Raw genomic sequence first — 14,100 nt, forward strand, 5'->3', positions numbered from 1 at the left:
CGCTTTACTTATGCTTTGGTTAATAAGGAGTGAGTACACATGCAGATTTACTTTTTAGTCGTTATTACACACATACTGGCCGGCCTGGTGCTGGGTTCTCATTTTCTGGAAGAGAAGTTTGAATCTTTCTCAGCCTGTACTGCAGTTCTGAATAATCGCAGGTTCAAGATTATTCTAGGGGCGCTTATGGTACTGTCATCCCTTTTTACTCTATTAAAAGTTGTTCCCGATGATGTTCTTATCATTGGAGATCTACTACCTGCAATAACCGGATTTCTATTTGGTGCTTATTTTATACTGGGATACTTTTATGAGAGTCTGGAAGAGAGTCGAAGCTGGATGAAGAGTTTTGTTGACCTCCTGGAAGACAAGGGTCATATCTTTGGAGTTATATCTCTTGTTGTCGGACTGCTTCACTTTCTGGTTCCCACAGCACTTATTCTCTGATGTCAGGAAGATCAATCGCCGGCCTTGCGGAGCGTCAGGGACGGTATTTCCTCGCTAAAAGAAAACCTGGAGGAGATCTGGGTAATAAGTGGGAGCTTCCCGGCGGAAAGCTTGAAGAGGGTGAGAGCCCTCAGGAAGCCATGGTCCGTGAGTGGATGGAAGAGCTGGAACTTAAAGTTGAAACAGCCGATCTTCTGGGTAGCGGTACCTTTACGCATAAGGGTAAGGAGTATCTCCTGGAGATGTACTCGGTCAGTTTTGACGATGAGCCGCAGGTCTTTCATGAACATGTGGAGACGGGCTGGTTTACAGCCGAAGAGATTGATGCTCTTGATCTGGCGGGTTCAGACAGAATTGTTCTTTCAGCCTATATGAAGGAAGTTCAGGCTCCCTGAACTGATTAGACCTTCCTCACCTTAAGCAGATCTTTCTCAAATACCATAATTTCATCATAGCGTCCTGAATTTTCGGAACCCGTAAGATAGTTCATCACATCCTGCATATCCGTAATGGATGTAAAGATTGAGTAGCGCACAAAGCACTGTTCATTTTCAATAATATCCTTATAGGGATTATGTCCCATATAAAGGGGATCAATCATCTCTCTGACCCGGTTTCTCAGACCGCCGTAATGGCTCAATTCAGTATGAATCAGATGAAGCTGACCCTTTCTGTTTACATATACCTGAAAGATTCCTCCTTCCGAAGGAACAATGCCGTGTACAAGATAGCGGTCCATCTCCACATAGGGTGACCAGTTGAGTGTATAGCGGCAGATATTTCCGGAGACCTGTTTATATGTCTGGTGAGGGTTCTGCATCAGATTATAGTCCCGTCGGGTATTATTGCCTTTTTTGGTATTATGATAATTCCATCTCTTATAAAGTAGTTGGGTCCGTCAAAGTCTGCATGATAAGTCTTATCCATACCTATGCGGCAGTCCTGTCCAATTCGGACACTCTTGTCGATAATTGCCTTCTTCACCCCGGTACCGGGGCCTATACCAAGATCGGGACGTCCCATGGCCTTATTTATTTCCTTATCTCTGAGGGTTTCATATATATCTGTTCCCATTGTGTATACATGGTCCAGAGTGGCACCTCTGTGGATTACTGTTCTAACTCCTACAAGAGAGTCCACGACAGATTCACCGTTGATAATTGATCCCTCCGAAGCCAGAGCCCTGTGGAAATGGCAGGAATTGATCTTTGAGGGGGGAAGGTCCCGTCTGTGAGTATAGATGGGATACTCCATATCATAGAGATTGAAGAAGGGGCGGGGAGTAGCCAGATTTATATTTGATTCGAAGAAATTACGGATAGTACCGATATCCTCCCAGTATCCTTTGTAAACATGTGCCCGAACCTTTGCTTTTTCAATCATTGCCGGAATGACCTCTTTACCAAAGTCAGTAAAATCATTATCCAGTCCCTTATCCATGGCATCTGCATTGAAAATATAGATACCCATGGAGGCAAGATAGTCCTTATGCTCAGGGATGCCCTCGGTGGTCTTTTTAAGGGCGGGCATACGGTATTCATCAATATTTTTATCGGGCCCCGGTTTTTCAAGAAAGCTGTTGATAAATCCCCGGTTGTCCAGCTGCAGGATTCCCAGCTGATCCGCATCCCTGCGTGAAACAGGAGTAGCCGCAATCGTGACATCCGCACCACTGGCCATATGCTGTTTGAAGAAATCCTTCAGGTCCATTCTGTAGAGCTGATCTCCCGAAAGAATGATATAATGCGTCGGTTCCTGGGAATGAAAATGGAACTGATTTTTCCTTACTGCATCGGCAGTACCCATATACCAGCTTTCATTGTCAAAAGTTTGCTCTGCTGCCAGTACCTCTACAAATCCACCGGAAAATGTGTCAAAGCGGTAAGTGCTGCTGATGTGAAAATGAAGAGATGCAGTATTAAACTGTGTAAGGATGAATATATCTCTGAGTCCGGAATTGATACAGTTTGAAATAGGGATATCAACCAGGCGGAATTTTCCGCCGAAAGGGACTGCAGGTTTGGCCCGTTCTTTAGTGAGAGGGTAGAGGCGAGTTCCTTTACCTCCTCCAAGAATGATGCTCAATGGTTTTGTCATAAAAAATTATCTCCGGGTTTTGCTGGAACGCTTATAATCCGTTTACGGTTTCTTTTCATTATAGGCCTTCAAATCCTGAGGTCAAGAAACTTCGCAAAGCTCTCATATTTCTCATTGATTTTTAACAAAGAATAATAAGGCATAGACCGTGTTTTGCATACACTTAAGGGGGAATTAAGATCAAAATAGATGCAAACTCCTAAAATTATGTTAAGCTGTATTTATGAGTGATTTAAGACCTTTTTTGAATGAACTTAAAAATAATCCATCTTTCATGGATAACGTTACCCGATGGGAAATTCTTAACTCAAAAGAGGGGCATTATAAGCCCATTCCTGACTCTCTTCCCCCTCTTGTCAGAGGGGCCCTTGAATCCAGAGGCATAACAAAACTTTACAGCCATCAGGCTGAATGCTACGCTGCCGCAGAGAGGGGTGAAGACCTTTGTGTTGTCACACCAACGGCATCAGGAAAGACCCTCTGTTATAATCTTCCCGTTCTTAAGACTCTGCTTGAGGAGAAGGAATCCAGGGCACTTTATCTTTTTCCAACCAAGGCTCTCAGTCAGGATCAGCAGTCCGCTCTAAATGATATTGTTCTGGGAGATGATATTCCAGTTAAAATATGCACCTATGATGGAGATACACCCGGCTCACTTCGTATGTCCGCCAGACAGGCGGGGCGCATCATAATATCCAACCCGGATATGCTTCACTCCGGCATACTCCCCAATCATCCCAAATGGATAGATTTTTTTAAATCACTCCGTTATATCGTACTGGATGAGGTTCATACCTACAGGGGAGTATTCGGCTCCCATATGTGTAATTTATTAAGACGCCTGAAGCGTATTGCCGCTTTTTACGGCAGTGATCCCCAGTTTATCTGCTGCAGTGCCACCATAGGGAATCCCGCTGATCTGACCCAGGCTATTATCGAAAGGCCAGTCACTCTGGTGGATATTAACGGTGCCCCCTCAGGAGAAAAACATCTTGTTTTTTACAATCCTCCACTGGTGGATCCTGTGCAGGGAATCCGTAAGGGCGTTGTTCACAGTTCTCAGCAGATGGCAGTCCGTCTTCTGAAAAGCGGAATCAAGACCATCGTATTCACCCGGTCCAGGGTCAAGACAGAACTTGTTGCTTCCTATATCAATAAAAGGCTGCAGAATATCTATAATGATAATTCGCGTATTAAAGTCGAATCCTACAGGGGGGGATATCTTCCCGGTGAACGGAGAAAAATTGAGAAGGGCCTTCGTGAAGGGGATATTCAGGGAGTCGTCTCTACAAATGCCCTTGAGCTTGGCATCGATATCGGGGGGCTGGATGCCGCTGTTCTGGCAGGATTTCCCGGTTCTATTTCCTCCTCCTGGCAGCAGGCAGGACGTGCAGGGCGCAGTTCGGATCTTTCGGCCGCTTTTTTCATAGCTTCAAGCTCTCCGGTGGATCAGTATCTGGTTCAGACACCCGAATATTTTTTCGGTTCCAATCCGGAATCCGGTTTTATTGATCCGGATAACCTCTTTATTCTTCTGGATCATCTAAAGTGCGCCGCCTTTGAGATTCCCTTCCGCAAGGGAGAGGGATTCCCCGGTGATATATCTGCCCTGTTATCTTATCTGGAAGAGAACGGCGTTCTCCGTTATACAGGGGAGAGCTGGTACTGGGCCGACCGCTCCTATCCTTCAGAGCAGATATCCCTGCGTACCGGAGCTTCTGAAAATGTTGTAATCATTGATATCACCAAGGGTCGGTATAATGTTATCGGTGAGATGGACAGTCACTCAGCCAGAGAGCTTATTTTCAATGAAGCCATCTACCTGCACAGGGGAGAACAGTACATTGTCAAAAAACTTGACCTTGAAAATCATCTCTGTACTGTGGAAGAGTCAGATGTTAACTACTATACCGACTCCATTCTGAAATCTGATATCAAGGTTCTGGAGGAGGATGGTGAATCAAGTGCGGAAGGACAGCCTGTAAAACACTGTGACATACTCCTGAGAAACGAAGTCTCCAAATACAAGAAGATCAAATTCCAGACCCATGAAAATATTGGTTACGGCGAAATCCACCTGCCTGAAGAGGAGATCCATACAAGATCTGTTTTTCTCTCTCTCACAGAAGATACACCCGGGGGAGAGGCATTTGCCATGATCCCCGATCTGATGCAGGCTCCGGTTCTTTCAAGGGTAGCTACACTCATCAGAAATACGGCTCCTCTGTTCCTCCTCTGCCGTGGAACGGATATTGGAGTTTCCGGAAGGGTGAGAGACCCCCATTTTGAGTGTCCCGGAGTTTTTATCTATGATACATATCCCGGAGGAATCGGGCTTGCTGATAATTTCACTGCGAAAATGACAGAGATCTTCAAGGCCAGTCTGGATCTTGTGGCTGACTGCAGCTGCGCAGAGGGATGTCCCTCCTGTGTCGGTCCTCCTGATCAGCAGGATCAGTTCGAATCCAACCCCCGGCTGCTTACCAGAGATTTTTTAAGAGTCTGGCTCGGAGAAAGAACATGAAACCCGGCCTTTCCGATCGCCTGTCGAGGCTGAAGAAAGCACAGAAGGCAGCCCGGAAGGAGACTGTTCATCCGGGCGGTAGAATAGCTGCTGCTTCACCGGGTTCTAAAATAGATGACGGGTCTATACTTCCATCGCTGACGGGCGAGTGGAGTTCTCCTGCCCCTGACCTCTGGGTGAAAAAAAGAGTCTGCCCTTCTCCGTTGAAAAACTTCAGGAGCAGCTCCCTTCTCAATGCCGCCTATCCTGATCAGGAAGAATGGCTATTTTACGATACTGAAACTACCGGACTTTCCGGAGGGGCAGGTAGTATTGCCTTTCTGGTTGGTGTCGGCAGACCCGTTGGAGATGAGTTTCATATCACCCAGTATTTTCTCAAGGATTATCCGGGAGAGCCTGCTATGCTGAATTTTCTTGATGAGGAAATCCGGAAAAGCTCTCTTTTTATCTCATACAACGGTAAGTCATTTGATAAACCACTGCTGGAAACCAGATTTCTCATGAACAGATTTCACTGCCCTATGGGAGATCAACTGGATCTTCTGTATCCCGTAAGATCTCTTTTTAAGAACAGGATGCCCAACTGCCGCCTGGGGACTGTGGAGAAAGAGTTGCTGGATATTCATCGAACAGACGATATCCCGGGTGCGGAAATTCCCGATATCTGGTTCTCCTTTCTGAGAAATGGTGATCATCCCGATATGAACAGGGTGATGGAACACAATGACATGGATATTCTCTCACTTGCTGTTCTCTTAAAGGAGTTGGAAGATTTTCTGATAAATCCCGACAGCCTTTCATTCAGAGATTCCTGCGCCCTGGGGCGCTTTCTTCTGGACAGGAATGATAAGAGAGGGGTTGGATATCTTGAAGAGGCTGTGAGGCATTCTGATCCCGCCGGGGAGGTCTTTCTTTCTCTCTACCTGAAACGCAGGGGAGAGTGGGAGAAGGCCTCTGAGTTATGGGAGTCCGTTCTCAAAAGAAGACTATCTCCCTTTGCCGCCGTGGAGATGGCCAAGTATCTGGAACATAGAAAAAAAGATCTTCAGGGCGCTTTGACACTGATTGATACCCTGCTTCGAGAACTCCCTTCACAGAACCCTCAGCAACACGATGCACTGCTGCATAGAAGAAAAAGGTTATTAAAGAAAATTGAAAGGGGTATTGATGCTGCCCCCGGGGAAAACCTAGAATAGAAGTATGAAGTTCCGGCCGGCTATGAATATATTTATTACTCTAATAATTCTCACTTCCTGTTCTCAAAGAAGGGATACCGAGAGGGCGCTGGCAAGTAAGGCCATTATCGATTCTGAAATGAATGAAATGATTGAGGTTGAACAGCTTGAAATTGTAGAAACATTGCTTAATCTGGACGAAACTCTTTATGAACTTGATATGGCACTTAATGGTGAGGCTGGAAAAATTACCGAGAGTTTTGCAGCTACAAATCATAAACTCACAGAAGCGAAACAGAAACTCAATAAGCTAGAAGGGGATTTATACAATCAGGCTGATGCCCTGAAAATCCTGAGACTTAATACTATCGAGCCCATTGTGGAAGATGCCATGAAGAAATATGAGGCTGCTGAAAATTAGCTATGTAAAGGCCATCGTTTGAGGACCCGTTTCCAGCGGGGTGATTCTTCCAGATTAACAAAAAGACCGCTCTCAACCATGCCTTCCCTGGGGATGGTAGTCCAGTGTCTTCTTTGAATCAATTCCAGAATATCAAGAGATTCCTCAAGTTTGCCTGAGCTGGCCAGTATGGAGGCATAGGGGAATGCTCCGACCCTGGGATCAAGCTGATAGGCCTTGCAGAACAGTCTGATGACTTTCTCGGGGTGTTCTTCACCAACCCACCAGACATAGGCTCTGTCGATGCAGGAGAGAGCAAGAGCTCTTCTGTCACGGGCTTCAGCCGGTTTTTTTCGTTCTTCCTCTATTGTTTTCAGTGCTTCAATAAGAATTCCTGCATGTTTCATTCTTATTTTATAGAGGCGGTCATTAAATAGATTCACCGTAGACTCATTACGTTCCTTCTGAGCTATGTAGACCGCTGATTCTCCCTGATCCGAGCGTGTATGGATCATCACATTCTGATAAAGAAGATAGTCAATGGCTTCATGGTTATTGTAGTAGGTCGCATGCATTAGAGGAGTCCAGGATTCCTGATCCCGTCCGTTGATATCCGCACCCATATCTATGGCCTGAAGCATCAGAGGAACAGAGTTGGTCTGGCATCCCAGCACCAGCAGTCGAAATGCGGAGATACCCCTGCGGATCATTCTGTTTATTTCACCGTCGGGCATATCCATACATGCCAGTTTTATTTCTTCTTTCATTTCATGTGTTAATGAAAGCATATTGTCTCCTTGTATTCCCTAAATCATTCCCGGGAAATTTTATGCAGCTGCTCATCTAATAAGATTCTGATAGATTCAAAGGCAAACTGTTCTATGTCTATCTCCTTCCTGTCCAGAAGGAGTATCTCGTCAATCTCATCTTCCTGCCGGACAAAGTTTTTATCCATGCATTCTGCTATAAAAAACATATCACAGGTATGATAGGTTACATCTTTATAGGGATAAATATTCGGATGGCTTGAAATATAGCGAAGATTTGAGATCTCCACCCCAAGCTCTTCCTTTATTTCTCTGCGGCAGCTGTCTTCTGCCGATTCTCCCGGATCGATAAATCCGCCCGGTAGATCCAGCATACCCTTGCCGGGTTCACGGCCCCTTCTCAAAATTATATAGCGCTTTTCAACTTTTACAAGAACAGCAACCGCTGCTGCCGTATTCTGATATATGGTAAAGCCGCAATCCGGGCAGGATATTTTTTTATTATCTATAAAATCCGGAGAGGGTCTCCGGCATTTTGGGCAGTAGTTAAACATTGAAACTCCTTCAGGCTGTGAAAAATCAGCAAAGTACAGAGTTGAGTCGATTTTAAAATACAGCTATAGTTCAAGAATGAACAGTATATGCGTTTTTTGCGGATCAAGTACAGGATTTTCTGAAGTTTATCAGAATGCAGCTGCGGAGCTGGGACAGGAGCTCTGCAGAAGAAATATCCACCTGGTTTACGGTGGTGGAAATGTCGGACTCATGGGTATTCTGGCTCAAAGCGTTTTAGACGAAGGAGGCCGGGTCACTGGTATAATTCCTGAGGCTATTCACAAAAAAGTAGCTCCTCTCAGGGGTGTTGAGACTGTAGTCGTCCCTGATATGCATATCAGAAAACAGAAAATGCACGAGCTTTCTGAAGGTTTTATCGCACTGCCCGGGGGGATAGGTACCTTTGAAGAGATCCTGGAAGCCTTTACCTGGAGTCAGCTCGGGTTTCATACAAAACCCGTCGCGCTGCTCAATATTTCAGGATTTTATCAGCCCCTGCTGGATCAGTTTTCTCATACTGTAAAAGAGGGTTTTCTCAAGGAGAGTCACAGCAGAACACTTCTTATCGAAGATTCTCCAAAGCCCCTGATTGATGCAATGGAAGCATACAGTCCTCTCCTTGAGGATAAGTGGGTAAAGAAATAAACGGTCTCAGTACAGCCGGGTTCTACTCTTTTTCATATGTATTATCCGGCTGCATCGGGACTCTCTAAGAGCATCCGATGATGAAACTCACAGGAAATCCGCCGTTTTTAAACAGATATTTCTTCTTCCATTTAAGTTCCAGCGCTTTTTCACATTCCAGACCGGGGACAATAATACCCCAGTCCATTCCTTTGTATTCAGTCTTCAGCATTTTTCCAATATTTCTGAAAAACTCCAACTGATCCTTTAAGGCGAGACGCTTTCCATAGGGTGGATTTATAATCAAAAGTGATGAATCTTTGTTATTCAGTACCGAGTCGGAGGCAATGAAAAAGTCTTTTGTCTCAATTCTGCAGCCTGAAGTATCAAGTCCAGACTGTTTCTCCAGGAGGCTCAGGTTCATTCGGGCTGCTTCAAGACTCTTTTCATCAATATCGCTAGCCAGTACTTCAATTGCCTTATTTTCGGCCTCTTTTAACTGTTTGATAAGCCAGTCGTATCGTACGGGGCGGAAGGAGGGCCAGTATTCAAAGGGATAATGACGCTTTGTTGATGTCAGGCATCCTGCTGTCATACTCAGGGCTTCCAAAGAGAAGGTTCCACTGCCGCACATGGGGTCAATTATCAGGGATTTCTGTTCTATTCCAGCGAGAATAAGGAGAGCCGAGGCAATATTCTCCTTAAGGGGTGCTTCATTTATATTCTGCCTGTAGCCCCGCTCATAAAGAGCTCCGCCACCGGCGTCAAGGCTGATTGTGAAGTGATCATCCACAGCTCTGATGACAACTGTCTGAATTGTGGGGTCTTTCTCTTTACTCTCTGTCAGTCTGGGAGACCGCCCCTCCAGGGCGATGAAATGCTCAGACATGGAGTGGTGCAGAGCCTTGATTATTTTATCATGTACATGGAGCCGGGAGTGTGTTGTTGTTATTCGGACTCTATATTCACAGCCTTCATTTAAGTAAAGTTCCCAGGGAATGGACTCAATTTTCTTCTTGAGTTCCTTGAATCCTTCGGCTTTAAATTCTTTGAGCCTCAGATAGATCCTTGAAAAACTTCTTCCGGTCAGGACAAGGCGCCACAGATCTTCCAGTTTTGCTGTGGATGTGAGGCTTCCAGGTTCTATTTCTCTTTTAACATCGAGATTCATTTTTTGAAGTTCAATTTCACCAGCCTCTTCTAGGCCGGGCTGTATTGCCATGAAGATTTTATTCTCTGTGGCGATGATATGCCGCTTTATTTTACGGTCAAGTGCTTTATTATTCATTGGAGCAAGCATAGCACGGGAGAAGATAAATATGAATTCCCATAAACCCCCGTATAAGATACTCTAGTTTCAGATGACAAAGGCTGATTTTTCTACATATCCAGTATCTGCTCTCTTCCCTGATTTGAAAAAAAACTGGGCTGAGAACAGGACAATAGTTCTTCAGGCCGATCCCGGAGCAGGTAAGTCCACGGTTCTTCCCCTTTTTCTTATGGAGGAGAAGCTCTGTACCGGGAAAATCATAATACTGGAACCCAGGCGTCTGGCCGCCCGTTCTCTTGCAAGATATATGTCCTCTCTCTGCGGAAGAAGGACAGGGGACCTTATCGGTTACAGGGTCAAAGGGGATGTTAAGTGTTCAGAGGATGCCAAAATTGAACTGGTGACCGAGGGTGTCTTTGTCCGAATGATTCAGGATGATCCATTTCTTGAAGGAATCTCTCTGGTCATAATGGATGAGTTTCATGAAAGAAATCTTTTCACAGACCTTTCCGCTGCCTTTCTTCAGGATGTTCAGACCAATCTGCGTCCAGATCTGAAAATTATGATTATGTCGGCGACTCCTGAGACCGGGGTCCTTAAAAAAGTTTTTGGAGATTTCCTCTATCTTGAGAGTGAAGGGCGAATGTTTCCAGTCAGTATAAAACGGGATGACCAGCCCCTGGGCATAAGACCTGAGAATAAAAGAATTCTCAGGGCCGTTCTTGAAGGTCTTGAACAGAGTACGGGTAATATTCTTATCTTTCTCCCGGGGGAGAGGGAAATCCAGTCAGTTCTCGGTGATCTGCGACACCATATAGGTATCCCCTCAAACCTGGACCTATTGCCTTTGTACGGACGCCTCAGCCCCTCTGAGCAGGATCGTGTGCTGAATCCCGGAGAAAGGCGTATGATCGTAGCCGCCACTTCAATTGCCGAAACCAGTCTGACAATTCCGGGTATAAGCTGTGTTATTGATACAGGGCTGGAACGTAAACCGGCTTTTGATCCCAATGCCGGTCTGACCCGTCTTAAAACCGGAGCTGTATCAAAGGCTTCTGCTGCTCAGCGGGCAGGTAGAGCCGGTCGACTCAGAGAGGGGATGTGTATCCGCCTCTGGTCGGAAAATGATGAGCGTCTGATGGATGACTTTACTTCCCCTGAAATATTTAATGCCGATCTGGCTCCTCTTATTATGGAGATTCTTCTGTGGGGAGCAAAGAATCCGGAGGATCTTAAATGGATTGATGATCCCCCCCCCGCCCATTACTACCAGGCCAAAGAGCTTCTGAATCTGCTTGAGATAACAGGCCGCAACGGACAACTGAGTGAAGAGGGGAAAAAACTAAGCCGTTATGCCGTACATCCCCGGCTGGCACATATGCTGGAACGTTTTCGGGATACAGATCTTGAACAGACTGCCTGTGCCCTGGCGGCACTGCTTACTGAGGGTGACTGGCTATCTTCCAGAAAGGGATCAGATATCAGACTTCGCCTGGAATACCTGAAATCAGGGAGAGACGGATCTAATAAACGGGTTAATTCAATTGTAAGGAGCTGGAAGAGTTTTTTGAGCAGAGGAGCCGTAAGGCGTGAGGCCCTGGAGCCAGATGCATCTGCCGAGCTGCTCTGTCACTCATATCCCGACAGAATCGCAAAAATCAGGGGTGAAAGAGTCTATCAGCTCTCCGGCGGCAGTAACTGCCGGCTCCTCCCCGAAGATCCTCTGCAGTCCGAGGATTATCTGATCGCTCCCCTTGTAGGAGGGGGAGCCCAGATACCTGCCTGCTTTCTGGCAGTCCCACTTAGCGAAACTCTTATATTTCAGGAACTCTCTGCTCTTATTACAGACAAAAAAGAGTGGTCCTGGGATGAGCAGAAACAGAGGCTGAGCTGCCGGAATATCAGCTGCATAGCCTCACTGGCTTTAAAGTCAAAGAGTATTCCTGTTGACAGCAGTGATGCTGAACTGCCTGCCATTCTCCCTGAGCTGTTCCGAAAAAAGGGACTCTTCAATCTACCCTGGAGCAAAGAGGATCATGCCTGTCTTAACAGACTCCGTTTTGCGGGAAATCTGAAAAGATGTCCCGAAGGCTGGCCTGCATTGGGAGAGGATGATCTTCTTCTCACTCTTGAAAGATGGTTTTTACCCCTTCTGGTAAAGGGGAGACTCGAGGGAAAGCTGAAAGACGGCATTGTCTCACTGCTGGACTGGGAGCAGATCCAGTTTCTGGACCGCCATATTCCTGAGCGCTTTCAGGTCCCCTCGGGAAGCCGAATCCGCATCGACTACTCAGATCCTGCTTCTCCTGCACTTGATGTCAGGCTTCAGGAAGTCTTCGGCCTGACAGAGACACCTCTGCTTGCCGGAGAAATCCCCCTGCTGTTCAGACTGCTCAATCCGGCACAAAGACCGATTCAGATGACAAAGGATCTAAAAAGTTTCTGGGATAATACATACGGGGAGGTGCGCAAGGAACTCAGAGGCCGCTATCCAAAACATTACTGGCCCGAGAACCCCTATGAGGGTGAAGCCACTTCCCGTGTTAGACCCGGTAAGTAAGTTCACAATTATATTGATCAGACTATACTGACTCTCTCATCAAATCCCTTTTTAAGGGGTCTTTTCTGTTCCATCACAGCATTTCCTATGGGAATGAGTATTCTGATGATCCGCTCTGAATCAAGTGAGCAGAGTTTTCCTATCTCTTCGGCTCTGCCGTCAACACGGAGCCATCCGTCAATCCAGACAGTTGAATAACCGAGGGCAGTGGCTGCAAGAAGAATATTTTCTACGGCTGCTGCACAGTCTTCAAAGTCAAAAAAGTGCCCTGAATAGGTTGCAACAGGCTTTTTATTTATATGAGCAGCTATATAGGCCGGTGCAGTAGCCATAGAACCGTTTGCACCTGTCATGACCTTGATGCTCTCTACAACATGGGGGTCCTGAATAATAATAAATCTTGTAGTCTGTTCATTTTTTCCGGAAGGTGCATCAAGACCTGCCTGAACTATCTTTTTCAGATCTTCCAGGGGGACAGGAGTTGAGTCGAGACTCTTCCTGTAACTGAAACGTCTGGCTACAACGTCAAAAAAATCCATAAATATAATCCTTAATTATTTATTCTAATACTACTGTAAATCAGTATAGTCGAATCTGAATCTTTCGGTCAAAGAGGTATACGAATTCATACTGATTAATTTGACAAAGACCGCTGGTATGCTAAATTTAAAGTATGCACTGCTGATTGTTGCTTCGAGTGATTTCGCATGAGCGGCCAGGAGGGTAATTATGGTACAGAGGTTCTACTTTATAGAAGAGAATGAAGAAATTGCCGGTGTCTATATGGACAGAGAAATAGCCAGAGAAGAGGCGGTTTACCTCAAGGAAGATCATCCGCTGGATCATTTCAAACTATATAGCCTGACAATGGCGGAGTTGGAAAATTATCCTGATGAATTTGATTTTGCAGAGGATGCCGGCCTTGTCCAGCATATTTGAGGGCCCCCTTGAGGACCCTCAGACAGTAATTAAAGATTATCTCCATTATCCGCAAGGTAGGAAGCTACTCCTTCAGGTGAGGCATTCATTCCTTTATCACCCTTTCTCCAGTTTACAGGACACACTTCTCCGTGTTCCTCGGTAAATTGAACTGCATCAATCAGTCTTAGTAACTCTTCTATATTTCTTCCCAAAGGGAGATCATTGACTATCTGAGAACGTACAATCCCTTCCTTATCGATAATAAAAGCACCCCTGAATGCCATTCCGCCCTCAGATTCTACACCATAGGCCCTGGCAATCTCATGATTCATATCTGCAGCCATAGTGTATTTAACAGCACCGATACCACCTTCATTAACAGGAGTGTTTCTCCATGCAAAGTGTGTGTAGTGACTATCTATAGATACTGAGACAACTTCTACATTCCGCTCAGTGAATTCCTTCATTTTATGATCAAGAGCTATAAGCTCAGAAGGGCAGACAAAGGTGAAATCAAGGGGATAGAAAAAGACAAGGCCATATCTTCCCTTCAATGCCTCAGAGAGAGTGAACTCATCAACAAGTACACCCTTGCCGCTGACGGCGGGTACAGTAAAATCTGGTGCTTTCTTTCCAACTAATATGCTCATTATAACCTCCAAATGTTATTAGCCATAGCTAATATATGGCAATAGTAATTATTACTATGTGAAATGTCAACAAGATATATTGAAAAATCGGCTGCAAAGGAAGAATCTAT

Annotated in this window: 15 protein-coding genes; 8 read left to right on the forward strand and 7 right to left on the reverse strand. The window is 45.6% G+C overall.

Features of this window, described 5'->3' with window-relative positions; all coding sequences use genetic code 11:
* Nucleotides 1–39 precede the first annotated feature (39 nt).
* Together DV872_RS02855 and DV872_RS02860 are read left to right on the forward strand one after the other, a co-directional pair.
* The gene (locus DV872_RS02855; protein WP_114628337.1) at nt 40–447 is read left to right on the forward strand and encodes a hypothetical protein; all 408 of its coding nucleotides are present in this window, start codon (nt 40–42) and stop codon (nt 445–447) included.
* Nucleotides 447–842, forward strand: coding sequence for an NUDIX domain-containing protein (locus DV872_RS02860; protein WP_114628338.1), 396 nt, complete (start codon nt 447–449; stop codon nt 840–842). The genes DV872_RS02855 and DV872_RS02860 overlap by 1 nt, the downstream gene beginning before the upstream one ends.
* A gap of 5 nt (nt 843–847) precedes the next feature.
* Here the strand turns inward: DV872_RS02860 and DV872_RS02865 are convergent, their stop codons facing one another.
* Nucleotides 848–1,267, reverse strand: coding sequence for a hypothetical protein (locus DV872_RS02865; protein WP_114628339.1), 420 nt, complete (start codon nt 1,265–1,267; stop codon nt 848–850).
* Nucleotides 1,267–2,544 (reverse strand): glucose-1-phosphate adenylyltransferase, encoded by a 1,278-nt coding sequence (locus DV872_RS02870; RefSeq protein WP_114628340.1) that lies wholly within the window; start codon nt 2,542–2,544, stop codon nt 1,267–1,269. The genes DV872_RS02865 and DV872_RS02870 overlap by 1 nt, the downstream gene beginning before the upstream one ends.
* A gap of 223 nt (nt 2,545–2,767) precedes the next feature.
* On the opposite strand from DV872_RS02870, the gene DV872_RS02875 reads away from it, so the two are divergent.
* From DV872_RS02875 to DV872_RS02885, 3 genes are read left to right on the forward strand one after another with little or no spacing between them, the layout of a single operon-like run.
* Nucleotides 2,768–5,068 carry a DEAD/DEAH box helicase gene (locus DV872_RS02875; RefSeq protein WP_114628341.1) on the forward strand — a complete coding sequence of 767 codons (2,301 nt, stop codon included), beginning with the start codon at nt 2,768–2,770 and terminating at the stop codon, nt 5,066–5,068.
* Nucleotides 5,065–6,264, forward strand: a complete 1,200-nt coding sequence (locus DV872_RS02880; protein WP_114628342.1) for a ribonuclease H-like domain-containing protein — start codon at nt 5,065–5,067, stop codon at nt 6,262–6,264. Before DV872_RS02875 ends, DV872_RS02880 begins: the two co-directional genes overlap by 4 nt.
* A 4-nt stretch (nt 6,265–6,268) precedes the next feature.
* The gene (locus tag DV872_RS02885; RefSeq protein ID WP_114628343.1) at nt 6,269–6,664 is read left to right on the forward strand and encodes a hypothetical protein; all 396 of its coding nucleotides are present in this window, start codon (nt 6,269–6,271) and stop codon (nt 6,662–6,664) included.
* On the opposite strand, the gene DV872_RS02890 is transcribed toward DV872_RS02885, so the two are convergent.
* Nucleotides 6,661–7,431 carry an ankyrin repeat domain-containing protein gene (locus DV872_RS02890; RefSeq protein WP_114628344.1) on the reverse strand — a complete coding sequence of 257 codons (771 nt, stop codon included), beginning with the start codon at nt 7,429–7,431 and terminating at the stop codon, nt 6,661–6,663. The two genes, DV872_RS02885 and DV872_RS02890, sit on opposite strands and share 4 nt — an antisense overlap.
* A 23-nt stretch (nt 7,432–7,454) precedes the next feature.
* A complete protein-coding gene (locus tag DV872_RS02895; protein ID WP_114628345.1) occupies nt 7,455–7,964 on the reverse strand; it encodes an NUDIX domain-containing protein in 510 nt (169 codons plus the stop codon).
* A gap of 76 nt (nt 7,965–8,040) precedes the next feature.
* Between DV872_RS02895 and DV872_RS02900 the strand changes: the two genes are divergently transcribed.
* Nucleotides 8,041–8,610, forward strand: a complete 570-nt coding sequence (locus DV872_RS02900) for a TIGR00730 family Rossman fold protein (RefSeq protein ID WP_114628346.1) — start codon at nt 8,041–8,043, stop codon at nt 8,608–8,610.
* A gap of 64 nt (nt 8,611–8,674) precedes the next feature.
* Here DV872_RS02900 and DV872_RS02905 read toward each other — a convergent pair whose 3' ends face one another.
* Nucleotides 8,675–9,877, reverse strand: a complete 1,203-nt coding sequence (locus DV872_RS02905; RefSeq protein WP_158546801.1) for a class I SAM-dependent RNA methyltransferase — start codon at nt 9,875–9,877, stop codon at nt 8,675–8,677.
* 73 nt (nt 9,878–9,950) lie between these two features.
* On the opposite strand from DV872_RS02905, the gene hrpB reads away from it, so the two are divergent.
* Entirely contained in the window at nt 9,951–12,419 is a 2,469-nt protein-coding gene (gene hrpB, locus DV872_RS02910) for an ATP-dependent helicase HrpB (protein WP_114628348.1), read from the forward strand.
* A 17-nt stretch (nt 12,420–12,436) separates the two neighbouring features.
* Here hrpB and DV872_RS02915 read toward each other — a convergent pair whose 3' ends face one another.
* The gene (locus tag DV872_RS02915; RefSeq protein WP_114628349.1) at nt 12,437–12,958 is read right to left on the reverse strand and encodes a nitroreductase family protein; all 522 of its coding nucleotides are present in this window, start codon (nt 12,956–12,958) and stop codon (nt 12,437–12,439) included.
* 190 nt (nt 12,959–13,148) lie between these two features.
* Between DV872_RS02915 and DV872_RS02920 the strand changes: the two genes are divergently transcribed.
* The gene (locus DV872_RS02920; protein WP_114628350.1) at nt 13,149–13,358 is read left to right on the forward strand and encodes a hypothetical protein; all 210 of its coding nucleotides are present in this window, start codon (nt 13,149–13,151) and stop codon (nt 13,356–13,358) included.
* A 29-nt stretch (nt 13,359–13,387) separates the two neighbouring features.
* Here the strand turns inward: DV872_RS02920 and DV872_RS02925 are convergent, their stop codons facing one another.
* Complete coding sequence (locus DV872_RS02925) at nt 13,388–13,990, reverse strand: peroxiredoxin (protein WP_114628351.1); 603 nt, start codon at nt 13,988–13,990, stop codon at nt 13,388–13,390.
* Between the last annotated feature and the right edge of the window lie 110 nt (nt 13,991–14,100).

This window comes from Oceanispirochaeta sp. M1 (assembly GCF_003346715.1).
Lineage (GTDB): Bacteria > Spirochaetota > Spirochaetia > DSM-2461 > DSM-2461 > Oceanispirochaeta.